This window comes from Paenibacillus apii, from assembly GCF_011043685.1.
Taxonomy (GTDB): Bacteria; Bacillota; Bacilli; order Paenibacillales; family Paenibacillaceae; genus Paenibacillus_AQ; species Paenibacillus_AQ sabinae.
Window position 1 is genome coordinate 1 of the sequence record NZ_JAAKGU010000021.1, and the last position, 23,358, is coordinate 23,358.

The following is a 23,358-nucleotide window of genomic DNA, read 5'->3' on the forward strand; positions in this document are numbered from 1 at the left end:
TGATGGCCCGGGTTCTTTATTTTATCAATGTAAGTATGGTCTCAATTGAATGGTCTATAAATGATCGATCGGGGCGAGATTTCATCATCACAGTAAGTCCGATTAAAGATACGACGAGGGTATGGGCCAAAGCTGCTGCATGGGTGTCATTAGTAATCTCGCCAGATTGGATGCCTCGTTCAATCTCCTCTTGAAATATTGCGGATAGATACATTTGATGTTCTCTTGTCAGAATTTCAAATTTTGGTTCATGGGGCGCCAGCTCCACCATGGTATTGATGCAAAAGCATCCCCGATTGAGATTTTCTTCGTATTCTTTGGCCGCAACCCCTTCAAAAAAGGAACAAAACGCTTCTTTAACGGATGGAGTTTTTTGAAGCTGTGAATTAACAAATGAAGCGTGATTCTGAGTATATTTTCGAAGCGCAGCTTCAAATAGCTGCTTCTTGTCCCCAAATGCTGAATAAAGGCTTGGCCGTTGGATACCCATTCTGGAGGTCAAATCGCTTAACGAGGTTGCCTCATATCCTTTCTCCCAAAATTGATGCATAGCTGCTTCCAATGCCTTCTGCTCATCAAACTCACGGAGCCGCACCATAATAACACTCCTTTTTCATAACGAACAGTACAGTATGATTTTACGATTGTCTCAATATATTTGTCAAATCATTGACAGCGTTAGCTCATTTATTATATATTCCCAGCATCATTATTTACTGATCGGTATAATATGCTGATCGATACATATTGTGCGAATGAATCCCTAAGGAGAGTGTGCCATTTGGAGAAGCTTGAAGATTCAAAATCCGCTCCGTCGCTTTCACGTTCAGTCACGCTGTTGTTTGCGGCCACCTGCGGACTGGCGGTCGCCAACATTTATTTTGCGCAGCCGCTGCTTGACGCGATATCGAAAGAATACGGAATCAGTCATGCGCACATTGGCATGATCATTACAGTCACTCAGATTTGTTATGCGTTAGGTCTTCTATTGTTGGTACCGCTTGGCGATTTAGTGGATCGGCGCCGCCTGGTTGCCGGTATGATGCTGATCTCTGTATTAGGATTGTTCACGGTAGGTATTGCCCCTAACAGCATCGTACTGTTGGCGGGAATGGCTGTCGTCGGAATGTTTGCCGTCGTGGTGCAAGTGCTTGTTTCGTTTGCGGCGACTTTGGCTGCACCATCTGATCGTGGACGTGCGGTCGGCTTGGTGACAATCGGTGTAGTGATTGGCATTCTGCTGGCGCGTACCGCCGCTGGCATTTTATCCGACATCGGGGGATGGCGTACGGTCTATTTTGTCTCGGCGGGATTGACACTGTTAATGGCTATTGTGCTGTTCCAGGTTCTGCCGCATAATGAAAAATTAAAGACGTCAATATCCTATCAGCAGCTGTTACGCTCGGTGTTCCTCCTGTTCGTTCAGGAGCCTATATTGCGAATCCGTGCTGTAATCTGTTTGCTGATCTTTGCTGCGTTTAGCATATTGTGGAGTTCACTTGTGCTGCCGCTCAGCGCACCACCGCTGTCGCTTTCACATACCGTTATCGGGTTGTTTGGTCTCGCGGGCGCGGCGGGAGCGTTAGCTGCGGCAAGGGCGGGACAACTGGCGGATAGAGGTCTGGGACAGCGAACGACCGGCATAGCTCTGACAGTTTTAGTGGGATCGTGGCTGCCTATCGGTTTTACCGGACATTCATTGTGGGCATTGGTTGTAGGAATTATCGCTTTGGATCTCGCGGTGCAGGCTGTGCATGTTACGAATCAATCCATGATTTTACGTGTACGCCCAGAGGCTCGAAGCCGTCTTACTGCAGGGTACATGATCTTCTATTCCATCGGAAGCGCCGCTGGTGCGATTACCTCAACTTCAGTCTTCGCATACTTTGGGTGGACCGGCGTGTGTGTGCTGGGTGCCTCAGTCAGTATCATTGCTTTACTTTTTTGGTTTTTAACCAGACGCTTTATGCCTAAATCTTAGCATGCTGTTATAATGGGGGCGACAATAGAATCAATGTTATCGAAAGAAGAAATACAGGCTTATTTAAAAAGATTAGGGATTAACGAGATTCAGCTGCCTACCAAATCTTTTTTAATTGAACTTCACAGAGCTCATGTGAAAAATATTCCATGGGAAACTGTCGATATTTTTGCCGGAAGACCGGTTTCCATTGATGTCAGAGAATCTGTACAACTTATGATCAACCGCCGAAGCGGTTATTGTTTTCACCTCAATGGAGCGTTTAGCACACTCCTCCGTTCCTTGGGCTATAAGGTTTCCTGGCATAGGGCCGGCGTCCAGCCTTCGGGACAAGAGCCTCGGGTAGACTCTTTTCACCTTGGATTAACTGTTAATATGGCGAAAGATGAGCAAGAGGAGGAGAGATGGATCATAGATGTTGGCCTGGGCGATATGCCATATGAACCGCTGCCGCTTCATGCAGGAGCCTATGAGCAGGGCCCTTTTACATATAGGGTTAAGGAGTCTGCTGTAGTTAAGAACGGTTGGAGATTGGAACATGATCCTCTGTCCTCGTTTCCCGGAGTGGATTATGCGCCTGAGGTTGTGCTTGATATGGAAGAGTTTAAGATGAAACACGATTATTACAGCCGGTCAGCGGATTCGCCATGGTTGAATCTGTTTCTTATCAGGCAACGGCACGCTGCGGGAGGCAATGAGCTTAGAGGTTGTATCTGGAGCAAGCGGGAGAACAGGAATGTTGAGACAACCGAAATACTTACAAAATCCCATTGGCTTGAGGTACTAGGGGAGATTTTTGGTGAACACCTGGTTAACTATTCCAGCCTGGAACGGGATGATTTATGGAAGAAGGTACTGAAAAACCATGAAGAATGGAAAAAATCGAAGGGAAACTAAGACGGCTGCATGGTTTATTTGATTGCTCTTTAAGACATGATGTATTATGGAAATAACAAATTTAAAATAAAGGAGCTTGCTCAATGGCTGTTAACGCTTATCTGAATTTTAATGGCAATTGCCGAGAGGCTGTAGAATTCTACGCCAAGGTATTCGGGACGGAGAAACCTAATCTGATGACGTTTGGGGAAGCGCCTCCCAACCCGGAATACCCGCTCCCGGACGAAGCGAAAAACTTGATCATGCATGCCCAGCTTGACATCTTTGGCAGCCATGTGATGTTTTCCGATGTGTTCCCCGGTATGCCATTTACAGTAGGCAGTAATATCAGCCTTGCGCTTGTGTCTAACGACATCGATGCCTTGAAATCCGCTTTTGCAGGGCTTAAAGAAGGCGGACAAGTAGGCATGGAGCTGCAAGAAACCTTTTGGAGCAAATGTTACGGAAGTCTGTCGGACAAGTTCGGCGTGACTTGGCAGTTCAACCATGGTGAAGTATAGCAGATAGAGTTACGGTTGAGGAGTCCCGTCGCTCCGCATGACAAACGAAAGGCCGCGTCCATGTGACCGCGGCTTTTCTTGTTAATTCAGCGTTCTTGCCGGCAGAAACAGCGCCGGATTGATCTCTACGCCTTGATGATCATAATAGCCCTGGCCTCCGCCTGTTCTGACCCATTTCAAACTGTCAAAAGAAACCAGAACCGTCTTCGTTCGTCTGCCTTTCATGCGGCCTCTTTTTTTGGAGACGGGTTTTGCCTGAGAAACCCTCTTTACTGTTCGTCTCAAAGTGGTTTTTGAAGCTGAGCCATACATCCGTTTCCGGTATCTCTTCATACTCTTCGTTCTGCGTTTTTTGGTTTTTCTCTTTGCTGCAGCCGGGAGCGCCGGAGCAGAAGCTGGAGCTAGAGCTGGAAGCGCCGGAGCGAGACGAAGCTGAAAAGGATTCACTTGAAAAGGATTTACTTGAACCGGATGCATTTCAATCCGGGGCGCTTCAGCGGGCACCCATTTCGGAACTCTGTTTTCCGCCGTTTTTCCAGATTGACGTTTTCCCCAAGGCGTCAGGTCAAGGTAATACTGGTACAGTTTCCAACCTGGGGAATCCTCCTTCCAGCATTTATCCTCACCGGCAAAATGGACGATTTTATTATTAAAATCATAATCCGTGATGGTCGCGCTAAACGAATTAAACCGCAAGTCGAGCGGAAGATAGTTCCCCCCGAACACGGCATTCAAGGCATCCTGATCGGGCATGGCCGTATCGGGGTAATTTCGCAGAAAATTCAGCGTTTCTTCGTACCAATTCTCATGGCTGCGAATACGATTTAAATCAAATACAATAACCCCCGAGTTAAAATAATGATCCGGATTCAGCCCCTTCGAGCTGATAATCTGGGGGATCCCCATGATGCCCTGATCTTTGGCGGCGGCCAACTCATAATTTCCCAAATCGGATTGCCACAATTCTTCTATGTCCAGATTCACCAATACATCGCAGTCCAGATAAATCATTTTGTCTGCAGGTATGATTGCGGGGAGAAGCAGGCGGTACATGCAGGCCTCCGTCCAGATGCCAATCGAAGCGATTCCCTTCATTACCTGAAGCATGTCCTCGGGTAAAGTGATGTAATAAAACTGGATCGTTCCGTTATAGTCGGTAGTCAAATCCAGCAGCCGCTGCTTGTTATCTTCGGTTAAAGTCTCATCATGCAAAATATGAACATTAACGGGGGCGCTCGTATTGTGTAATACGGACGCCAGAACGACTCCGGCATGCTCGGCGTACTTCCCATCCTTATCCTGAAAAGCCAAGACCAGTTCGATCATCGGATTATCCTCCATTACGTTATTTGTGGGAATGTACCATAATATACGTTTGCGGAGTACCGGGGGATTAGGGCATTTTCACCAAGCAATTAACCCAATTTATCTGCAGGAGCCCGATTCCTCTAAACGAAATCTGCATAAAAAAACTGCACAGCCGCTATCACTGTGCAGTTTCATTCTATATTAAAGAGTCTGCTGTTGCTGTGGTTTCAAATGCGGGCTTCCGTTGTTTCCGTATAACTGTTTAATTACGTCTTCGATTTTGGGCTCCTGGACGGTCAGATTATGGATATCGATCAGGTCGGTGAGCTGCTTGATCATGGGGGCGACCTGCTTATCGTCTTCAATCCGGAAGAACAGCTGGCTGTCTTCCCTCCGTTCGACAGGCGGCCCGTTCCAGGCGGCTTCGTCCCAAGTCGGCGCATCCACTACTAGATAGCGAAAACCTCCGAACTCGGCGGTCATGACCTCCGTACTGCCGTCGAACAGGATTTGTCCTTTGTCGATGAAGATGACTCGATGGCATAATTTTTCGATGTCGTCCATGTTGTGCGTCGTTAAGATGATGGTGATTTCTTTCTCTTTGTTGATCTTTTGCAGAAAGGATTGGATTTTCTCCTTGGCCATGATGTCAAGTCCTATTGTCGGTTCGTCGAGAAAAAGAATTTCCGGCTCATGCAACAGAGCTGCGGCAATATCCCCGCGCATTCGCTGCCCGAGGCTGAGTTGGCGCACCGGCGTCGAAAGGAAAGACGACATGTCGAGAATATCGGTGAACATCTCCAGATTGCGGCGGAAGCGATCCTCGGGAACATCGTATATTTTGCCAAGGAGCTTGAAGGATTCGATTAGCGGCAAGTCCCACCAGAGCTGGGTCCGCTGTCCGAACACCACACCGATATTTCCCGCGTGCTGCTTGCGGTTCTTATGCGGCTCCAACCCTTTGACATGAACGGTTCCCGAAGTGGGTACAAGTACGCCCGACAGCATCTTGATGGTGGTCGATTTTCCGGCTCCGTTTGGGCCGATATAGCCGACGATATCCCCTTTGCGTACGGTGAATGATACACGGTCGACTACATTTTTGGTCTCCTTTTTCATGGAGAAGACGGATTTGAGGAGCTTGAATGAGCCTTCCGGCTTTTTCCTGGTATGAAATTGTCTCACTAAATGGTCCGCTATGATAATGTCCAATTAAGATCCCGCTCCTTTATAAGCGTTTAAGCTTTTTGTCCATACGAAGTAAGTGACCAACACCAAGAGCAGCGCCACCAGCGGCGTGAAATAAATTAGCAAGGGAGAGAATGCGCCGTCCGGCCGGTTTCCCAGTAAAAAGGAAGAAGGATAGTAGCTGATGAACGCGACAGGCAGAATGAAAGTCAGCAGAACCTGCAAGCTGCGGTTATAAATGGACAGCGGATAACGCGTGAACTGTGCAAGCAGCTGATCCAGAATATGGCGCATCGCCCCGCCCTGCAGCGTCCAAAACACCATACAGCCAATAAGCATCTGCAGTGACCATTCGATGGCTGCGCCGCTAATGACGATGACCAGCAGGTAGGCGATCTTCCCAACCGTCCAGTCCGGAATATGAGCCATGGATATGGCGAGCCCGATCAGGCCTGCCAGCATATCGCCGAATCCGTAGATTTGAATGTTAAAGGCGGCGAAGGAGAACAGCGGGTTTAGCGGCCTTACGAGAAAACGGTCAAATTCGCCGTTCCGGATCAGCGAGTCGAGAAACCAGCATTGCACAAAAAAAGCGATGAAGATGCCGTGGGTCGTCCGCCAGAGCGAAGTCATGAAGATGAGTTCATATGTACTCCAGCCGTTAATGATCGGGACCTTCTGAGTGATGACCCAAGACACCAGAATGAAGGACAGCCCGAGAAACGTAATGCTCAGCACACCGATGGCGAAATTCAGCGGATAGGCCATGTGCGAGCGCAAATTTGCCGATTGCATGGCAAGATACAGCTTGATATGTCTGCCGATCAATGGGACACACTCCTCACCCTGTGTTTTAACCTCCCGAAATGACCAGCTTCCGCTGGACCCCCGCAAGAATCAGCCTGCTCAGCAGCAGCAGGGCCAGACACCACGCCGCCTGAAAGGCAAGCTGCTCCCATATGGCGGTTCCCGTTATTTTTCCGATAAACAAGGACAAAGGAATATTGAAGATTCCCTGAAAAGGAAGCCAGGAGAGGAACCGGGCGACCGCGTCCGGGAAGAACCAGAGCGGAACCATCGCGCCGGAACAAATGTCGGTGATAACGGTCTTAAACATATCGATCCCCCACGTCTCCGTAAACAGGACAGCCGTCATGCCGACGATAAAATTGATCAAGAAGGACAGCAGAAAAGCAAGCAGAACGCTTGCCGCGAAAGCGGCAGCCTGCAGGCCGGCCGGATAATCGACGGGGAAGAACAGCAGGATCGCAATCAACTGCGGGATAACCGCATAAATCATGTTGAACACGAAGACGCCAGCCGCTTTGGAGAAGTGCATCCATTCATAGTCCCACGGCTTCTGCATATCGAACACGATGGAGCCGTCTCTGACTTTGTCGCTGATTTCATAAGAGATGGAAGGGGGGAGGAGGGCGAAAAGGATGACGGAGAGCATTGCGTAAGTCTGCATTCCCTGCGAAGTCACACCCGTGGACAGGACGAGGCCTTGCCCGTTCTCGTAAATGGCCTTCCACGCTTCCCTGAAAGCGATTACCAAAATAAAAGAGTTCACTACGCGAAGCAGCAAATCGAACTTATAGACCTGCGTGTTTTTCAGCGTGGTTATCGTATAAGCAGCATATTTCCCCACAGCACCACTCTCCCCCTAAATGGATGATTCAACCAGTAAATGCATTTCGATATTTTAGCATTGATCAGTCGCCGGGGCTTTCAAATTTTTCGGAAAAAGCTTTATAACATTCTCGGCCGGCACCTTCCGAAGGATACCCTGCATATCCTAATCCAACGGCATAACCTTTAGGCTGCAATAAGAAGGACGATAGGAGTCCGGCAAAAGAAAAGAGGGGAATGATGAACAAATACCGTTGTGAGTGGAGAGGTCCTGTTATGAAAAAGAGCGGGCTGGGTATCGCCAGCCGTGCCTATGTGCGGGGGCTGCGCCGGCAAGGTGTGGAAGTGCAGGTTGGCGCCGGAGCGTTAAAGCGCCCGGGAGCCCGGCGTTCAGCTGTCAAGAAAGTGCTGATCTGCCATCACCCGCCGCACCATGTCCATGTCAAACAAGAGAGAAAGCATTACGACTATGTGATCCTCAACACCGTCTGGGAGACAACGCGGATTCCGAACAGCTGGAAGCCTCACATGAATAAATTTGATGCGGTCTTTGTGCCTACGCGTCATAACAAGGAAGCCCTCCTAAAGAGCGGAGTTAGGGTTCCAATCTTCATCGTGCCCCATGGCGTGGATGCGAAGGGATACCGTCCGGGCAATCCCAAGCTGAACATCCCGGAGAGCAAAGGGAGATTCGTATTTGTATCCGTCTTTGGATTTCAGCACCGCAAGAATCCGGAAGGGCTGCTTCGGGCCTATTGGGAGGAGTTCTCCGCCAGCGATTCCGTGCTGCTTGTAATCAAGACCAACGGCTACAGTTCCCGTGAGAATGAGGCCTGGATCAAGCAGCGAATTGCCGGCTACAAGAAAAAACTCGGTTATGGCAAAAGCACCGCTCCCGTCAAGATCATCGGCAGACAGCTCACTCCCGGACAGATGAAAGGAATGTTTACGCTGGGAAATGCTTTTGTTCTGCCAACCAGAGGAGAAGGCGTAGGTCTGCCGTTTCTTGAAGCAATGGCCAGCGGTATTCCGGTTATAGCCACTGGATGGGGAGGCCAAATGGATTTCTTGAACAGCCAAAATTCATTTCTGGTGGAGTACATGCTTCAGAACCCGGCGGTTAGCATGAGAAGCAGACACGCCATATCGCGCAAATTTCATGAACTGTTCGCGCAGCAGGGGCAGCTATGGGCGGAGCCCCGGCTGCAAAGCCTCAAAAAGCAGATGAGAACCGCCTATCAGAATCCCCGTCTTTGCAAGAGAAAAGGGCAGCAGGGACGCAAGGTTGCGCTCGGACTTTCCTGGGACCGGTCGGGCCGGGTGATGAAGCAGGCCATCGAGCAGGTAATCGGAAGAAAGAAATAGGGAGTGCTGTGCGGGCCGCCGGTAAACACAAGGGATTAACGTGTGTCCGGCGGCTTTAAGCTTTGTATTTCCCTGTGCTATACTGGAGTTTGCAATGGTAAATTTATGATAAAAGAAGGCGAGGGAACTTATGAACTACAGAACGCTTGGAAGAACGGGTCTGAAAGTATCTGAAGTCGGTTTTGGAGCCTGGGGAATCGGAAAGACGTCATGGATCGGCGCGGATGATCAAGAATCGTTGGGTGCGCTGAACCGGTCGGTTGAGCTCGGTTTGAATTTTATCGATACGGCGCTCGGATACGGGGACGGTCACAGCGAGCAGCTGGTCGGACAAGTCGTCCGGGAGCATGCGGGGAGCATTTATGTGGCGACCAAGATCCCGCCGAAGAACAGACAATGGCCCGCGCGCAGCGGTGTGCCGGCCCAAGAGACGTTCACGAAGGAGCATGTCATTTCCTGCACGGAGCAGAGCCTGCGCAATCTGGGGCTGGAGACGATTGATGTTCAGCAGTTCCACGTCTGGTCGGATGAGTGGATCGGCACCGGGGACTGGCTGGAAGGCGTGCAGAAGCTGAAGGAACAGGGGAAGATCCGCTTCTTCGGCGTTTCCATCAATGACTATCAGCCAAGCAATGCGATCAAGCTGATTGAAAGCGGTCTCGTTGATACGGTGCAGGTGATTTATAATATTTTTGAACAAAGTCCGGAGGACGAGCTGCTGCCGGCCTGCGAGAAGCATAATATCGGGGTGATCGTCCGGGTTGCGCTGGATGAAGGCGGGTTAACCGGAAAAATCACGCCGGAAACGACCTTCGAGCAAGGCGATTTCCGCAATCATTATTTCAGGGGTGACCGCAAGCGTGAGGTGTATGAGCGGGTGCAGAGCATTGCCGCCGACCTTAATATCTCCGTGGACGGTATCGCCGAAACGGCGCTGCGCTATGTGCTCAGCAGCCCGGCCGTTTCGACGGTTATTCCGGGCATGCGCTCCGTTACCAATGTGGAACGGAATATGAAGATCGGCGACGGTTTGGGGCTTCCCCAGGACCAGCTCGCCAAGCTGAAAGCGCACCGGTGGGTCCGCAATTTCTATAACTGATTCGGTATGATGAAGCCGCTTTGGACACTTTTGGGTGTCCGGCGGCTTTATTTTGCGCCTTTCGCATTGTCCGGATTTAAGGTAGAATGATTGAAACTGGTTTCAACACTTTGCCTAAGAGAGGTGAATACAGCGGATGACAACCATAATCGATGTGGCCCGCCTGGCGGGAGTGTCCAAGACAACTGTTTCCCGGGTGATCAATAATTATCCCCATATTTCCCCGGACAAGAAGGAACAGGTCCTGAAGGCCATGGAGCAGCTTGGCTTTACGCCAAATCCTTCTGCGAGAAGACTCAGAGGCCAGCTCGCCACAACTATCGCGGTCGTCGTGCCGAAGATCGTGAATCCGTTTTTTTCCTATCTGGTGGACGCCATCGAACAGGTCGGTTACTGGAAAGGCTACCAGACCCTGATCTGCCAGACGAACGAGGATAAAGAGAAGGAATTATCCTATCTGAATCTGCTGAAGACCAAGCAGGCGGACGGAATCATTATGGCATCAATAGAAAATGATTGGGAGGACATCAAGCCTTATACCGAGTACGGACCGATTGTGCTGTGCAACGAATATATCAACAGAGCGGATGTCCCTATGATCAGAGTGGATCAGTATCAAGGCACTTACATCGGCGTCAAGCATTTAATCGATCGTGGCCACCGCAAGATCGCTTATTGCACCGGGGGGCTCTTTACCGATTTCGGAAAAGACAGGGACCGGAATATGGGGTATCAAAAGGCGCTGGCGGAAGCCGGCATCCAAGTCAATCCGAACTGGATTCTGGTCGATAAGCATACGATCGAGGACGGCAAACAAACGATGCAGCAGCTCCTTGAGATGAAGGACCGTCCGACGGCTGTATTTACCGGGAGCGATGAAATTGCCGGAGGGCTGATGTTGGCCGCGAAAAAAGCCGGCTTATCCATTCCCCGGGATTTGGCGGTTATCGGTTTTGATGATCAGCCCATAGCGGAAGTGCTTGATCCGGGACTCACCACCATCAGGCAGCCCATTGAGCAAATGGGGAAGAAAGCGGGGGAGGTTCTTCTGGACATTCTGAATCAAACCGGCCCCGGGGCGGCGGTGTATGAGCTTCCCGTCGAATTGATCATCCGTCAATCCACTTGATAGGAAAAGGTGGATGCTGCGGATTGTCTTTTGTTGAATTGGGAACGTTACCAATAAATGCGTATTAATATGGTGTGCCGAGGGCCTGTGAATAGTCGTTTTCAAGCGATCAGCCTGATTATCTGATTGACACATAATAAATAGTTGTTGAAACCGTTACCAAAGGATGATATAGTATATCCATAATCACTTCAGAGAATTGGTAAGCGGGATTTGATCTGTGAAATTGGGAACGTTACCAATTGTTCTGCAAGGGATTGTACCATTTACATTAATGGAGGGGTTTCATTTGAAAAAGACATTGGCTTTATTCCTCGTTCTTCTTATGGCTGTGGCCTTGACGGCTTGCGGCGGCTCCAATGAATCGGGTTCATCGGCTGCGGGCAGTCCGGAAGCGGGCTCCAAAGACGGGAAAGTCAGCATCATCATCACGAACGGAAAAGGCGAGATCGCATCCCAGTGGCAGCAGGCGGCCAAAGATTTTATGGCGGCAAATCCAGACATTGAGGTGGAAGCGGTTTCGGGAGCAGTGGGCGAGACGGTCAATTTGCTCGATAAACTGACGGCTTCCGGCAAAACCGTGACCTTGGCGATGATGGCCCCTGATGCGATCGTCAACAAATACAAGGATTTCGGCATCGATCTTTCCGGTGAGAAGTGGAATGCCGATACGGTGTACGGCGTGAAAGACGCGAACGGCAAAGTCGCCGGCTTCCCGTTCTCCATCGAAGGCTTTGGGCTCGTCTACAACAAAAGCGTTGTGGAAAAAGCGGTTGGAGGCGCATTTGATCCTTATTCCATCAACACTCTCGATAAATTGAAAGCGCTTCTGGACAAAATCCAGGCTTCCGGCGTCAAATATCCAGTCGCTTACCAGACGGAGAACTGGTCGGTGGCGAACCATTACAGCACGCAGTTCCTCAATCAGGCTGAAGATCCGGGTACGATTGTGGAACAATTGAAGGCCGGAACCTTCGACCTGGCGAGCAACCCGGTGTGGAACGGTTACTACGATACGCTGGATTTGCTTACCTCCCCCCAGTACAACAAATACGGCGAACGTCCACTCGGCAAATACTACGACGATGCGCATATTAGCGTAGGCAAAGGCGAGTCGGCCATCTTGTTTAACGGGAACTGGGCCTTCGATTCCCTGAAGGCGGTTTCAGGTGAGTCCTTCGGCTTTATTCCGGTACCGGTTGATAACAATCCTGACAATCCGCTGAACAATAAAATCGCTGCCGGGCCGACCAATATTCTGGTCATCAACAAAGCGGCGACGCCCGCCCAGCAGGAGGCTGCGAAGAAGTTCCTGAACTGGATCGTGTACGACCAGAAAGGGCAGGATTTCCTGGTTAATCAAGCCCAGGTGGTCTCCGCATTCAAGAACAATCCGAATAAAGTGACGAACCCGCTCGGAAGCGCAATCGCGGATGCGATTCAATCAAGCAAGACGCTGCCGTTCAGCTCCAACTATGTGAAGGTTGAGGATTGGGGCAGCATCCTGGCGCCGGATGTCCAGAAATACATCGCGAAGAAAGAATCCCGCACCGATTTGGCCAAAGCCATCGAAACCTATTACAAAAACCAGAAATAATCCTTCCATCGTTAAACAATGGGAAAAGGGCGGGACGGCCCGCTCTTTTCCTCAACTATAATCGCTTAGGGGTGAGCCATACCTATGATAACGGAAAAAAGCCGGCTGAAGTCGCTGGGCCACCAGCTGTTTTTTACCGGTCCCACGATCCTGTTCTTTGCTCTGGCTGTACTGATTCCTTTCGCCTATGGGCTGTACCTGACGCTGACGGACATGACCTCTCCCATTAATCCGATCAAGTTCTCGGGCTTCGGCAACTATAAAACGGCATTTTTGGATACCGCGTTCTGGGAATCCTTGTGGCTAACGGTTGAATTTGTTGTCGCAACGGTCCTGATCATCAATATCCTGGGCTTTATTCTGGCTTTTCTGGTGACTTCCGGCGTTAAGATGCAAAATTTCTTCCGGACGGCGCTGTTCACGCCCAATCTGATCGGCGGATTGATCCTCGGCTATATCTGGCAGTTTATTTTCGTGCAGACGCTTCCGTCCATTGGCGACAAGCTTGGAATCGAGTGGCTGCGGCTGGGCTGGCTGGGTGACGAGCATCTGGCTTTCTGGGCCATCGTTATCGTGACGATCTGGCAATCGGCCGGGTATATGATGATTATTTTCGTCGCAGGATTGATCAATGTGCCGAAAGACGTAATGGAGGCGTCCACGATCGACGGGGCAAACGCCTGGCAGCGCTTGAGAAACGTTACTTTGCCGCTGATGGTTCCGTCCTTTGTCGTTACGGTTTTTTTAACCTTGAAAAATGCCTTTATGGTTTATGATGTGAACTACTCCCTGACTGAGGGCGGGCCATATGGCAGTACGACGATGGTATCAATGCATGTCGTTCAAAAGGCTTTTATCGAAAATATTTACGGTGTCGGTCAAGCCGAGGCGATTGTGCTGTTCGTCATTGTCGCGGTTATTACGGGACTGCAAGTCTATTTCAGCAAGAAAATGGAGGTTGCCGCCTGATGGAAGCCCGAAAGAAGGTCGTCTCGTTCCTGACTTATCTGCTGCTGGCCGTTTCCTTCGTTCTCTTTGTCTTTCCGTTCTTCCTGATGGTCGTCAACTCGTTCAAGAACAACGGAGAAATACTCGAAAGTCCTTTTTCCCTTCCGACCAGCCTGAATTTCGGACATTTTGCCGAAGTTGTCGATAAGATGAATTTCTTTGTCTCGTTCCGGAATACGGTTGTCGTTACATTCTTAAGCGTTCTGTTCATCGGCATATTCGCGGCCATGACCGCCTATTACATGGTTAGACGTCCGACCAAGTTCAATAACGGGCTCTTTGCCCTGATGGTCGCTTCGATGATTATTCCTTTTCAATCCATCATGATTCCATTGATTTATATTTACGGGGCCAAGCTTCACTGGATCGACGCCGCGCCGATTCCGCTGCTCATTATTCTTTATATCGGCTTCGGGAGCGCCCTTTCCGTCTTCATGTACCACGGGTTCGTCAAATCGATCCCTTATGAGCTGGAAGAAGCTTCATTGCTGGACGGATGCACTCGGGCGCAGACATTTTTCAAAATAGTGCTGCCGATGCTCGTTCCCACCTCCGTGACAATCGCCATCCTTAATGTACTGTGGATCTGGAACGACTACCTGCTGCCGTCTCTGGTGCTTACGAAAGAACAGGACTTCACCATGCCGATCAAAATGAAGGTCTTCAACGGCACGTACATGAACAACTGGGAGCTGCTGATTCCCGCCCTGCTGCTGACCATTCTGCCGATTCTCGTCGCCTATCTGTTCGGACAGCGCTATATTATCCGGGGCGTGAGCCAGGGAGCGATCAAATAAAGTACAGATAAAAAATGCGAAACATGGAGGAAGTGTGGAGCTATGGAAAACAGAGACCCCAACTGGTGGAAGGAAAGTGTCGTTTATCAAATTTATCCCCGGAGCTTTCAGGATTCGGACGGAGATGGAGTAGGCGATCTTCGCGGCATCATCAGCCGTCTCGGCTACTTGAGCGATTTGGGCATCGACGTCATTTGGATCTGTCCGGTTTACGACTCGCCCAACGACGATAACGGGTACGACATCCGGGATTTCTATAAAATGCAGGCTGAATACGGAACGATGGAAGATATGCTGGAACTGATCACCAAGGCGGAAGCCCTCGGCATCCGTATCATCATGGATCTGGTGGCGAACCATACCTCGGATGAACATGCGTGGTTCGTGGAATCGCGCAGCTCCAAGGATAGTCCGAAACGCGACTGGTATATATGGAGGCCGGGCTCGGACGGGGAGGAGCCGACCAACTGGGAATCCAATTTCGGAGGTTCCGCCTGGGAGTATGACGAGCAGACGCAGGAATATTATCTGCACTGTTTTTCCAGAAAGCAGCCGGATCTGAACTGGGAGAATCCCGAGGTTCGCCGGAATATTTTCTCCATGATGGAATGGTGGATCGACAAGGGAATTGCCGGATTTCGCATCGATGCCATTACGTTTATTAAAAAGGATCAGCAATTCCCGAATCTGAAGACGGAAGACAAACGCCGCTATGCTCCGCTCGCTGAAGCTTGCCTGAATCAACCCGGCATTCTGGATTTTCTGCATGAAATGAAACGGGAGGTGCTGGAACCGCGCAATGTGATGACTGTCGCCGAGGCGCCCGGCGTTCCGATTGAACAGATTCATGATTATGTGGATGAGCAGAGCGGCGTTTTTAATATGATTTTTCAATTTGATCATGTGGATCTGGATGTCAAACCGGCGGCCAAAGGAATCTATCACTCCTGGAAGCTAACGGAGTTCAAGCACGCCCTGTCCAAATGGCAGACGGAGACGGAGGGCAAGGGATGGATGGCGCTGTTCATGGAGAATCATGACCATGTCCGTTCGGTTTCGAAATTCGGCAGCGACGGGCGTTACCGCGAGGAATCGGCCAAAATGCTGGCCGCCTACTATTTTCTGATGAAGGGAACTCCTTTTATTTATCAAGGGCAGGAGATTGGCATGACCAATCATTACTTTGATTCGATAGAGGAGTACCGGGATATTGAAAGCATCAATTTTCACACTTTCGAAACGGCCTTGGGTAGGCCCGAGGGTGACATCCTGAACCATCTGGCGAAGAGAAGCCGGGATCAGGGGCGGATGCCGATGCAGTGGAGTCCGGAGCCGATGGCCGGATTCACATCCGGGGAGCCGTGGCTGTCTTTGAATCCGAACTATACGTCGATTAACGTAGAGCAGTCGCTGCGGGACGAGCATTCGATTCTGTATTTCTATCGGAAGCTGATCCGGCTCCGCCGCGCGAATAAAGCGCTGATTTACGGCGGCTATCGGGAGATTTATAAGGATTCTGAGGAGATCGGCGGCTATGTCCGGACCTTGGGTAATGAGGAGTGGACGGTATTATGCAATTTTACGGACAAGAGCCTTGCGTTTGCCGAACCAGCCATCGGCCGGGTTATTTTGTCCAATCTGAAAGAACATCAGGAATGCGTGCTGAAGCCATACGAGGCTTTGATATGCAAGGCGGAACGGGGCTAGGGCGGAAGTTACTCTTTTCATACGGTATCATGAATTCGAAGAACAGCGTCATTGCAAAATTGAATCTGAACAAATACCCCTCGAAGCTGATCCTGCAGCTGTACAAAATAAAAATATTGACAAGGGGCACGCCCCTTGCCGAAAAGAAGCCTGTCCGCAAGAAGATGCGGACAGGCTATTCGTTTGGAAAGCGGCGGATGAAGCGGCAGAAAATTTTTCTGAAAAATTCTTTACCGATCGTTCTCAATATGCTATGATGGCTTTGCAAGGAGGCGGGGTGAAGAATTATGGCGAGAAACAAAGAATTTGATGTGGATGCGGTGCTGCAGAAAGCGATGCGGTTGTTCTGGAGTCAAGGCTATGAGAAGACTTCGATGAAAGACCTTGTGGAGACAATGGGCGTTCATAAACGAAGCATGTATGATACGTTCGGAGACAAGCACGCTTTATTTATGCAAGCCTTGGAGCGGTATCATGAGAAAGTGAGTGCTTCACTCAAGACCCGTGTTCAGGATGCGGCTTCCCCGAAGCAGGCGATCCGCGCCATATTCGATATGGTAGTTAGCGTGAGGGATATCCGGCCCGAAGGATGTCTGACCGTCAATACGGCGTGCGAGCTGTCGTTGCTCGACCCGGAAGCGGCCGCCAAGGTCAGCGACTATTTTGCCGAGACAGAGGAACTGCTGTGCGAGCTGATCACCCAAGGTCAGGCCATCGGGGAAATTTCCGCAAAGCACGATCCGGTGCAGCTTTCCCAATATCTGTTCAATGCGCTGACGGGCCTTAGGGTTTTGGTGAAGACAACCAAAGACAGACAGAAGCTGGAAAGCATTATCGACATGACGCTGGCTATATTGGATTAAATTTTTTTTAATAATTTGAGAATGATCGTTCTCAAAAGATGGAGCGCTGTTGACCTTCATAGTAACCATATGGGAGGAGTTCCAATGAATAAAAGTAATGCGTTTGTTCAGAACCCATCTGCTGCACCGCTATTTAAACCGTTAGAACAAAAGGAGAGATTATCGATGATTAATCAAGAAGCATTAAGCGCGTTGACCGCGGAGACTGTACCAACCTCTTACGTGGAAGCCGGAGGAATCACCTTCGCCTACCGCAAGTTCGGAGCGGAGTCCGAAGTTTCGCTTGTGTTCTGCCAACGTTACCGGGGCACGATGGATGACTGGGACCCGGCTGTTGTTAACGGCATCGCCAAGGAGAGAACCGTTATCCTGTTCGACAGCGCCGGTGTGGGACTGTCTACAGGGGTTACACCTAATAACGTCCCTGATATGGCCGACTATGCGATCACTTTTATTGAAGCGCTTGGTCTTAAACAAGTCGATTTAATCGGGTTCTCAATGGGCGGCATGGTGGTGCAGCATGTGACGCTGAAGCGTCCGGACCTGATTCGCCGTCTCATTCTTGCCGGAACAGGACCCGGAGCGGGCGAAGACACCGAAAGATCGAGAAACGGAGTGTTTGAAGTGATGACCACGCCTGTTAATGAGGATAAAGATTTCTTATTCCTGTTCTTCGAGCCGACAGAAACCAGTCAGGCCAAAGGCCGTGAGTATCTGGAGCGTCTTCAATGGAGAAAGACGGATCGCGCGCCGCTGGTTACAGCTGAAACCATAAATGCGCAGACACAAGCACTGATCGGTTTCGCTGCCGGACCGGATACAGCCTATCCCCGTTTGGCTGAGATTAAACAGCCTGTTCTAGTCGCGAACGGTGATAACGATATCATGGCTCCGACCATCAATTCCTTTATTATGTCGCAGCATATACCGAATGCCCAGTTGATACTCTATCCCGACTCCGGGCACGGATTCCTGTTTCAATATCCTGAACGGTTTGTCCTGCATGTCTCCGCGTTTTTAAGCGAGTAAGGATTTACTCGGACTTTCTTATAAGAGGAATATGGGAGTGGGAGGTTTTTTTATGGAAGCCATAACTGAAATAGAGATACTTGAAACAAGAGAGAAGTCATTTAATGAGAAATTGATCGTCCCCTTTTGGAGTTTGGCGGCGATGCTTGTGGTCATGAATACGACGATGTTCAACGTGGCTTTGCCCAGAGTTGCCCATGAGTTTTCGTTATCGCCAACGATCGCTTCATGGATAGTCACCGCATATTCCATCATTTTTGGGATAGCAACCATTACTTACAGCCGGCTGTCCGATTTTTTACCGATTCGCAAGCTGGTTCTGTTCGGCGCCTTGTTGTTGGTGCTGGCCTCATTGCTCGGTTACTTCGCGCATTCCTTTATTCTATTAATGACCGCCCGAATATTTCAGGCCATAGGTGCAGCGGCTTTTCCGGGGCTTGGGTACGTGTTGTTCTCCAGGTATATTCCAAAGGAGCGCAGGGGCAGCGCCATGTCCTTCATTGCTTCAGGCACATCGCTTGGATTCGGATTGGGACCGGTGGTCGGGGGAGCCCTGACCCAGTATCTCGGATGGAACTTCCTTTTTGCCATGACCGCCGTGGTCTTGTTCATCACTCCCATTTTTAACAGACATGTGCCTATGGAAGAGAAAAAAACCGTTCATTTCGATTTCGCCGGAAGCGTGCTGGTAGCGGTATCGATTACCGGGCTTCTGCTGTTCGTTACGACTTTTGCTCCTTGGCCGCTTTTCATCAGTTTAATTACGATGGGGCTGCTGTGGCGGCATATCAATCGAATCCGTTCGCCGTTTATCCATCCGGAGCTGCTTCGCCAGAAAGGGTTCAGACAACTGCTGTCAATCAGCTTCACCTCGTATTTCATCAATTTTGCCACGCTGTTCGCTATGCCGATCCTGCTGGCTCAAGTCTTTCACCGAAGTCCGATGGAAATCGGATTGATTATATTCCCAGGTGCGATTATTACGGCGTTTGCCTCAAGACAAATAGGAAAAATCATCGACCGGATGGGAAACGGAATCGTCTCCAGATGGGGAGCCTTCTTTCTGCTGCTGTCTGTCGTCTTGTTCGCAACGGTGGCAAATCTATCAGTCTACGGCGTTCTCATCAGCTATTTCTTTATGAGTCTAGGATTTTCCAGTCTGACCGCCAGTAATTCCAATGAAATATCACATTATCTCTCTTTAGAACATATGGGGGCGGGTATGGGTATGAACCAGCTGGGCGGCTTCTTCGGAGGCGCGTTTGGGGTAGGCATTACGGGGATGCTGATTGTGCTGCAAAAAGGAACAGAGATGGCCAGCGTATTTCAAAACATTTATCTCGGACTTTGCGTGCTGCCCCTCATTTCCTTGTACTTGCTTCATAAATATGGACAACGGGATCGCGGGTTAATGAATTCATAATTATCAATAAGGAGTGTTTAAAATGACGGACAAAAAATATGACAGCGCGGATACAGGACTTCTGCTGGTGGACCCGTATAACGACTTCCTGGCTTCCGAAGGCAAGCTCTACCCCTATGCCAAAGAAGTGGCGGAGTCGGTGAATATGCTGGAGCATTTGAAAGAAATTGTGGCGGCGGTCCGGGAGGCGGGCATACAGGTGTTTTTCGTACCGCATCACCGCTTTGAACCGGGAGATTTTTCAACATGGAAATATCCGACTCCTTATCAGCTCGCTTCAGCCAAAGCCCAGCCTTTTGCCAAAGGCACCTGGGGCGGCGAGTTCCACCCCGATTTCCAGCCGCAGGAGGGGGATATCATCATTAAAGAGCATTGGTCTCAGAGCGGCTTTGCGAATACGGACCTCGATCACCAGCTTAAAGTGCATGGCATCAGCAAAATTATTCTAATCGGCATGCTGGCAAACACATGCATTGAATCAACGGCGAGATTCGGAATGGAGCTCGGATACCATGTCACGCTCGTAAAAGATGCGACGGCGGCCTTCAGCCGGGAGGCGATGCATGCGGCCCATGAGATCAACGGTCCGACTATCGTCCATGAGATTTTTGCCACAGAAGAACTGATTAAAGCCTTGGGAGGTAATTGATATGGAATACCGGAATTTGGGACGAACAGGCCTAAAAGTAAGCAATTTTACTTTGGGGACAGGAGCATTTGGAGCATGGGGAAACACGAACGAAGAGGAATGCATCCAGATCGTGGATACCGCTATCGGTAATGGCATCAACTTCATTGACACCGCTGACGTCTATTCGGCCGGCGCTTCAGAAGAAATTGTCGGGAAAGCGTTAAAGGGCCGGCGTAACGAGGTAGTGCTTGCGACCAAAGTCGGAATGCCAATGGGAAAAGGGCTGAATCAAAGCGGAAGCTCAAGGTTGTGGATCAGACAGGAAGTCGAAAACAGCTTGCGCCGGCTTCAAACGGACCATATCGACCTCTATCAGCTTCATCGTCCGGACCCGCAAACCGATATTGAAGAGACGCTTGGCGTATTAACCGATCTTGTCCAGGAAGGGAAAATCCGCTATATCGGCTCCTCCACTTTTCAGGCTTGGCAGATTGCCGAAGCGCAAGGGGTAAGCGAACGCCGCAATCTGGCGCGTTTCACAAGCGAGCAGCCTCCTTATTCCATCCTGAACCGCAGCATTGAGCTTGATGTTCTTGAAGTGGCGAGAAAATACGGCATGGGCGTTCTGGTATGGAGTCCGCTGTCAGGAGGCTTGCTCACCGGAAAATACGCCAAAGGTCAAGCCGCTTCGTCAGATTCCCGTGCTGTCCGTTTTCAAGGAAGCGTACTGGGAAAAGTCGTGGACCCGACCCGTGAAGAAAATCGCGTGAAGTTCGAAATCATTAACGAGCTGCAAGGACTTGCCGCCGAGGCCGGAATCTCCCTTGCCCACATGGCTGTCGCTTTCACCCAAGCGCACCCGTCCATTACATCTACCATTATTGGACCGCGCACTCTGGAACAGCTTCAAGGATCGCTCGCTGGCGCTGATGTCCGGTTAAGCTCTGAATTGCTTGATGCCATTGATACGATTGTCGCTCCAGGGAAGACACTCGATGATTTGGAGCGGGGCTGGATTCCGAATTGGATGGATGCGGCGAGCAGACGGCGGGCTTAACAGGGAGAACGGATTATACTTTTCCGCTTTCAGAGGCTGAAAGGCTTCAAAAGCGTTCACATAAATTGGTATCTGTAAGTTTTAGCCGGAAGAGCTTAATGGCGCCCCGATTTCCTGAAAGTGACTGGTCGGGGCCGCTTCCGGCATGATAGTAGAAATCTGACATTAACTTCGCCGCTTCCGGCGGTATTGGCGTTCAGCTTGAGGCGGAAGGTATTCTTTTTAAGCAATGTTTTCACCTGCAGGGGCGAGAGAGAAGGTCTGCTCTGAAGCAGCTGCGCGGCCGCCCCGGAGACGATGGGCGTAGACATGCTGGTGCCGGAGAGCGTGAAGTATTTTTTACCGACTCTTAAATAAGGAGATTCACGGTCAAGCTTGGAGCATGGGGCCCGCAGCGAGATGATCGATTCGCCTGGTGCGACCAAATCCGGCTTTTTGCCGCCGCCCGGTACCGGTCCTCTGCTGGAGAACCATGCAATGCGGTCGTCCGCCTGGAGGAGAGTGCGCCGGTCGTTTACCGCTCCGACCGTAATGGCCGACGGGCTGTTACCGGGGGTTTCTATCGTCCCGTACCCCGGCCCGTCGTTTCCGGCCGCGATCACAACGGTGAGCCTGGCCTTGACCGCATGCTCCACGGCTTGGCATAAGGGATCGTCGGAACAGGGAGATTGAATTGGGCCGCCCAGCGACATCGAAAGTATACGCAGCTTCAGCCGTTTCCGGTTGGCGATGCACCACTCGATCCCCTTGATTATCGTCGAATCGTAACCGTTGCCGTCTTGATCCAGCACTTTGACGCCGACAATGCCCGCTTCCGGGGCGGGGGCTTTGTATTTACCCTTGCTCGACCAGCCGTTTCCTGCGGCGTCCCCGGCCGTATGCGTCCCGTGGCCGTTATCGTCATAAGGAGTTCGCCTATGGTTGACGAGGTCCTTAAAGGCAATAATCCGGTTAATGGGCCGGGTCAGATCCGGATGGGGGAAGACGCCGGTGTCCAGGATGGCGATGTTTACCCCTTTTCCGGTAAGCCCCTTTTTTCGTTGAACCGCAGTAGAACCGATCGAAGGCGTCGCTATATGGAGCGACGTTTTTTTGATTCCGTCCAGATAGATTTTCCTCACCCCGCCGCAGCAGCACATCCGCTTCAGACAGTCCATCGAAATCCGGGTAGCTATCGATTGAAGCAGGGGAAGCTTGTGCAGTACCGGCAGCGCATGCGAACCCGCATGCCGCTTTAGGGCCTGGAGCCGGGCCGGCGTTATTGGGTGCTTCAGTTGAATAATGACCGGAATCGCCGCCGGCTTGGAGCCGCCGGATTTAGACAACTGTCGAATCTTTCGCCTCAAGGGCCGATGAAGCTTCGCGGCATGCTGCTGCGGCCAAATCTGTCCGTTCATAGTTGGTCTCACCTCGCAGTGCATTTTATGCACTAATCCGCCTATGGGTGCGATCTATGGGACCAGGATATGGGCACAGCCAAAAGCCAGCGATGTTCAAAAAAAGCGGCCGTGGCCGCCAGATTGAAGCCGCCGGCCGCTCCGGGAAGAGACGGAGAATCAGCTAGTAGGCCGCTTGGGGCGGTAACGGAGCGGAGATTCCTGCGTGTATACATCTTTTTTCGTGGGAGTTCTCCCCCCGAACCCAATTCCTGCCAAAGTGCAGGCAATTCTCCTCCTATCTCCCCGTTGGCGGTTCGTAGGCTCGAAAGGATGCACGATCGCATCTTTTCCTTCTCCCAACGCGAAACTCACCTGACAAACCTGCAGGTTTGCAGGAAAATGGGACAGATACTATACCCCGGGGGCGAGGCTGAACTGAAGTGTCTCAGTATTCTACAAATTCGCAGAAAAACGCCAACTACTATAAACCGGACCCGACTGAATAGAAGTAACTATTTCATGATCACAGTGAGAAGTTAAGGCAACCGGCAGCGGGGAAAGTTAGTTTGTGAGTGAGGGGGATAGATTGGTGTGGGCGGGAGGAGGTTTGGTGGGTTTTGAGATTGGTGGGCGGAAGAAGGTGGGGTTTAAGATTGGGTGGTGAAATTAGTGGGCAATTGTGTAGGTAAGTAGGTCACTGGCGGAGATTCCTGCGTGTATACATCTTTTTCCGTGAAATTCCCCTCCAGAGCCTAATTCCTGCCAAAA

21 protein-coding genes are annotated in these 23,358 nt (G+C 50.6%); 15 read left to right on the top strand and 6 right to left on the bottom strand.

Annotated features, from left to right (window positions below; all coding sequences use genetic code 11):
* Positions 1–16 precede the first annotated feature (16 nt).
* Complete coding sequence (locus tag G5B47_RS24835; RefSeq protein WP_165104107.1) at positions 17–598, bottom strand: TetR/AcrR family transcriptional regulator; 582 nt, start codon at positions 596–598, stop codon at positions 17–19.
* Between the two features lie 183 nt (positions 599–781).
* On the opposite strand from G5B47_RS24835, the gene G5B47_RS24840 reads away from it, so the two are divergent.
* The 3 genes from G5B47_RS24840 to G5B47_RS24850 all read left to right on the top strand — a co-directional run bounded on the left by G5B47_RS24840 (position 782) and on the right by G5B47_RS24850 (position 3,378).
* The gene (locus G5B47_RS24840; RefSeq protein ID WP_235957324.1) at positions 782–1,981 is read left to right on the top strand and encodes an MFS transporter; all 1,200 of its coding nucleotides are present in this window, start codon (positions 782–784) and stop codon (positions 1,979–1,981) included.
* Between the two features lie 33 nt (positions 1,982–2,014).
* Positions 2,015–2,878: an arylamine N-acetyltransferase family protein gene (locus G5B47_RS24845; protein WP_165104110.1), complete on the top strand. Its 864-nt coding sequence runs from the start codon at positions 2,015–2,017 to the stop codon at positions 2,876–2,878.
* 83 nt (positions 2,879–2,961) lie between these two features.
* Positions 2,962–3,378, top strand: a complete 417-nt coding sequence (locus G5B47_RS24850) for a VOC family protein (protein ID WP_165104112.1) — start codon at positions 2,962–2,964, stop codon at positions 3,376–3,378.
* Between the two features lie 81 nt (positions 3,379–3,459).
* On the opposite strand, the gene G5B47_RS24855 is transcribed toward G5B47_RS24850, so the two are convergent.
* The 4 genes from G5B47_RS24855 to G5B47_RS24870 form a co-directional block, all read right to left on the bottom strand.
* Complete coding sequence (locus tag G5B47_RS24855; RefSeq protein ID WP_165104114.1) at positions 3,460–4,704, bottom strand: glycosyltransferase family 8 protein; 1,245 nt, start codon at positions 4,702–4,704, stop codon at positions 3,460–3,462.
* Positions 4,705–4,887: 183 nt separating this feature from the next.
* Positions 4,888–5,898 carry an ABC transporter ATP-binding protein gene (locus G5B47_RS24860; RefSeq protein ID WP_165104115.1) on the bottom strand — a complete coding sequence of 337 codons (1,011 nt, stop codon included), beginning with the start codon at positions 5,896–5,898 and terminating at the stop codon, positions 4,888–4,890.
* The gene (locus G5B47_RS24865; protein ID WP_165104117.1) at positions 5,899–6,702 is read right to left on the bottom strand and encodes an ABC transporter permease; all 804 of its coding nucleotides are present in this window, start codon (positions 6,700–6,702) and stop codon (positions 5,899–5,901) included.
* 25 nt (positions 6,703–6,727) lie between these two features.
* The gene (locus tag G5B47_RS24870; RefSeq protein ID WP_165104119.1) at positions 6,728–7,525 is read right to left on the bottom strand and encodes an ABC transporter permease; all 798 of its coding nucleotides are present in this window, start codon (positions 7,523–7,525) and stop codon (positions 6,728–6,730) included.
* A 257-nt stretch (positions 7,526–7,782) separates the two neighbouring features.
* Between G5B47_RS24870 and G5B47_RS24875 the strand changes: the two genes are divergently transcribed.
* The 12 genes from G5B47_RS24875 to G5B47_RS24930 all read left to right on the top strand — a co-directional run bounded on the left by G5B47_RS24875 (position 7,783) and on the right by G5B47_RS24930 (position 21,211).
* Positions 7,783–8,871: a glycosyltransferase gene (locus G5B47_RS24875; protein ID WP_235950232.1), complete on the top strand. Its 1,089-nt coding sequence runs from the start codon at positions 7,783–7,785 to the stop codon at positions 8,869–8,871.
* Between the two features lie 130 nt (positions 8,872–9,001).
* Entirely contained in the window at positions 9,002–9,970 is a 969-nt protein-coding gene (locus tag G5B47_RS24880; protein WP_165104122.1) for an aldo/keto reductase, read from the top strand.
* 136 nt (positions 9,971–10,106) lie between these two features.
* Positions 10,107–11,099, top strand: a complete 993-nt coding sequence (locus G5B47_RS24885) for a LacI family DNA-binding transcriptional regulator (RefSeq protein ID WP_165104124.1) — start codon at positions 10,107–10,109, stop codon at positions 11,097–11,099.
* A 289-nt stretch (positions 11,100–11,388) separates the two neighbouring features.
* Positions 11,389–12,696, top strand: a complete 1,308-nt coding sequence (locus G5B47_RS24890; protein ID WP_165104126.1) for an ABC transporter substrate-binding protein — start codon at positions 11,389–11,391, stop codon at positions 12,694–12,696.
* 84 nt (positions 12,697–12,780) lie between these two features.
* Positions 12,781–13,665: a carbohydrate ABC transporter permease gene (locus G5B47_RS24895; protein ID WP_165104128.1), complete on the top strand. Its 885-nt coding sequence runs from the start codon at positions 12,781–12,783 to the stop codon at positions 13,663–13,665.
* On the top strand, positions 13,665–14,501 hold the full coding sequence (locus tag G5B47_RS24900; protein WP_165104129.1) for a carbohydrate ABC transporter permease: 837 nt from the start codon (positions 13,665–13,667) through the stop codon (positions 14,499–14,501). Before G5B47_RS24895 ends, G5B47_RS24900 begins: the two co-directional genes overlap by 1 nt.
* 42 nt (positions 14,502–14,543) lie before the next feature.
* Positions 14,544–16,208, top strand: a complete 1,665-nt coding sequence (locus G5B47_RS24905; RefSeq protein ID WP_165104131.1) for an alpha-glucosidase — start codon at positions 14,544–14,546, stop codon at positions 16,206–16,208.
* A gap of 287 nt (positions 16,209–16,495) precedes the next feature.
* On the top strand, positions 16,496–17,071 hold the full coding sequence (locus G5B47_RS24910; protein WP_165104133.1) for a TetR/AcrR family transcriptional regulator: 576 nt from the start codon (positions 16,496–16,498) through the stop codon (positions 17,069–17,071).
* A gap of 165 nt (positions 17,072–17,236) precedes the next feature.
* Entirely contained in the window at positions 17,237–18,100 is an 864-nt protein-coding gene (locus G5B47_RS24915) for an alpha/beta fold hydrolase (RefSeq protein WP_165104135.1), read from the top strand.
* A gap of 52 nt (positions 18,101–18,152) precedes the next feature.
* On the top strand, positions 18,153–19,523 hold the full coding sequence (locus tag G5B47_RS24920; protein ID WP_165104136.1) for an MFS transporter: 1,371 nt from the start codon (positions 18,153–18,155) through the stop codon (positions 19,521–19,523).
* 22 nt (positions 19,524–19,545) lie between these two features.
* Positions 19,546–20,172 carry an isochorismatase family cysteine hydrolase gene (locus tag G5B47_RS24925; RefSeq protein WP_165104138.1) on the top strand — a complete coding sequence of 209 codons (627 nt, stop codon included), beginning with the start codon at positions 19,546–19,548 and terminating at the stop codon, positions 20,170–20,172.
* Position 20,173: 1 nt separating this feature from the next.
* A complete protein-coding gene (locus G5B47_RS24930; protein WP_165104140.1) occupies positions 20,174–21,211 on the top strand; it encodes an aldo/keto reductase in 1,038 nt (345 codons plus the stop codon).
* Between the two features lie 95 nt (positions 21,212–21,306).
* Here the strand turns inward: G5B47_RS24930 and G5B47_RS24935 are convergent, their stop codons facing one another.
* Complete coding sequence (locus G5B47_RS24935; protein WP_165104141.1) at positions 21,307–22,608, bottom strand: S8 family peptidase; 1,302 nt, start codon at positions 22,606–22,608, stop codon at positions 21,307–21,309.
* Positions 22,609–23,358 lie beyond the last annotated feature (750 nt).

Bases quoted from the DNA above. Each gene is read 5' to 3' on its own strand.
- G5B47_RS24885 (WP_165104124.1), top strand. From the start codon at position 10,107: ATGACAACCATAATCGATGTGGCCCGCCTGGCGGGAGTGTCCAAGACA.
- G5B47_RS24930 (WP_165104140.1), top strand. From the start codon at position 20,174: ATGGAATACCGGAATTTGGGACGAACAGGCCTAAAAGTAAGCAATTTT.
- G5B47_RS24920 (WP_165104136.1), top strand. From the start codon at position 18,153: ATGGAAGCCATAACTGAAATAGAGATACTTGAAACAAGAGAGAAGTCA.
- G5B47_RS24880 (WP_165104122.1), top strand. From the start codon at position 9,002: ATGAACTACAGAACGCTTGGAAGAACGGGTCTGAAAGTATCTGAAGTC.
- G5B47_RS24850 (WP_165104112.1), top strand. From the start codon at position 2,962: ATGGCTGTTAACGCTTATCTGAATTTTAATGGCAATTGCCGAGAGGCT.
- G5B47_RS24910 (WP_165104133.1), top strand. From the start codon at position 16,496: ATGGCGAGAAACAAAGAATTTGATGTGGATGCGGTGCTGCAGAAAGCG.
- G5B47_RS24855 (WP_165104114.1), bottom strand. From the start codon at position 4,704: ATGATCGAACTGGTCTTGGCTTTTCAGGATAAGGATGGGAAGTACGCC.
- G5B47_RS24905 (WP_165104131.1), top strand. From the start codon at position 14,544: ATGGAAAACAGAGACCCCAACTGGTGGAAGGAAAGTGTCGTTTATCAA.
- G5B47_RS24875 (WP_235950232.1), top strand. From the start codon at position 7,783: ATGAAAAAGAGCGGGCTGGGTATCGCCAGCCGTGCCTATGTGCGGGGG.
- G5B47_RS24895 (WP_165104128.1), top strand. From the start codon at position 12,781: ATGATAACGGAAAAAAGCCGGCTGAAGTCGCTGGGCCACCAGCTGTTT.
- G5B47_RS24900 (WP_165104129.1), top strand. From the start codon at position 13,665: ATGGAAGCCCGAAAGAAGGTCGTCTCGTTCCTGACTTATCTGCTGCTG.
- G5B47_RS24935 (WP_165104141.1), bottom strand. From the start codon at position 22,608: ATGAACGGACAGATTTGGCCGCAGCAGCATGCCGCGAAGCTTCATCGG.
- G5B47_RS24845 (WP_165104110.1), top strand. From the start codon at position 2,015: ATGTTATCGAAAGAAGAAATACAGGCTTATTTAAAAAGATTAGGGATT.
- G5B47_RS24915 (WP_165104135.1), top strand. From the start codon at position 17,237: ATGATTAATCAAGAAGCATTAAGCGCGTTGACCGCGGAGACTGTACCA.
- G5B47_RS24835 (WP_165104107.1), bottom strand. From the start codon at position 598: ATGGTGCGGCTCCGTGAGTTTGATGAGCAGAAGGCATTGGAAGCAGCT.
- G5B47_RS24925 (WP_165104138.1), top strand. From the start codon at position 19,546: ATGACGGACAAAAAATATGACAGCGCGGATACAGGACTTCTGCTGGTG.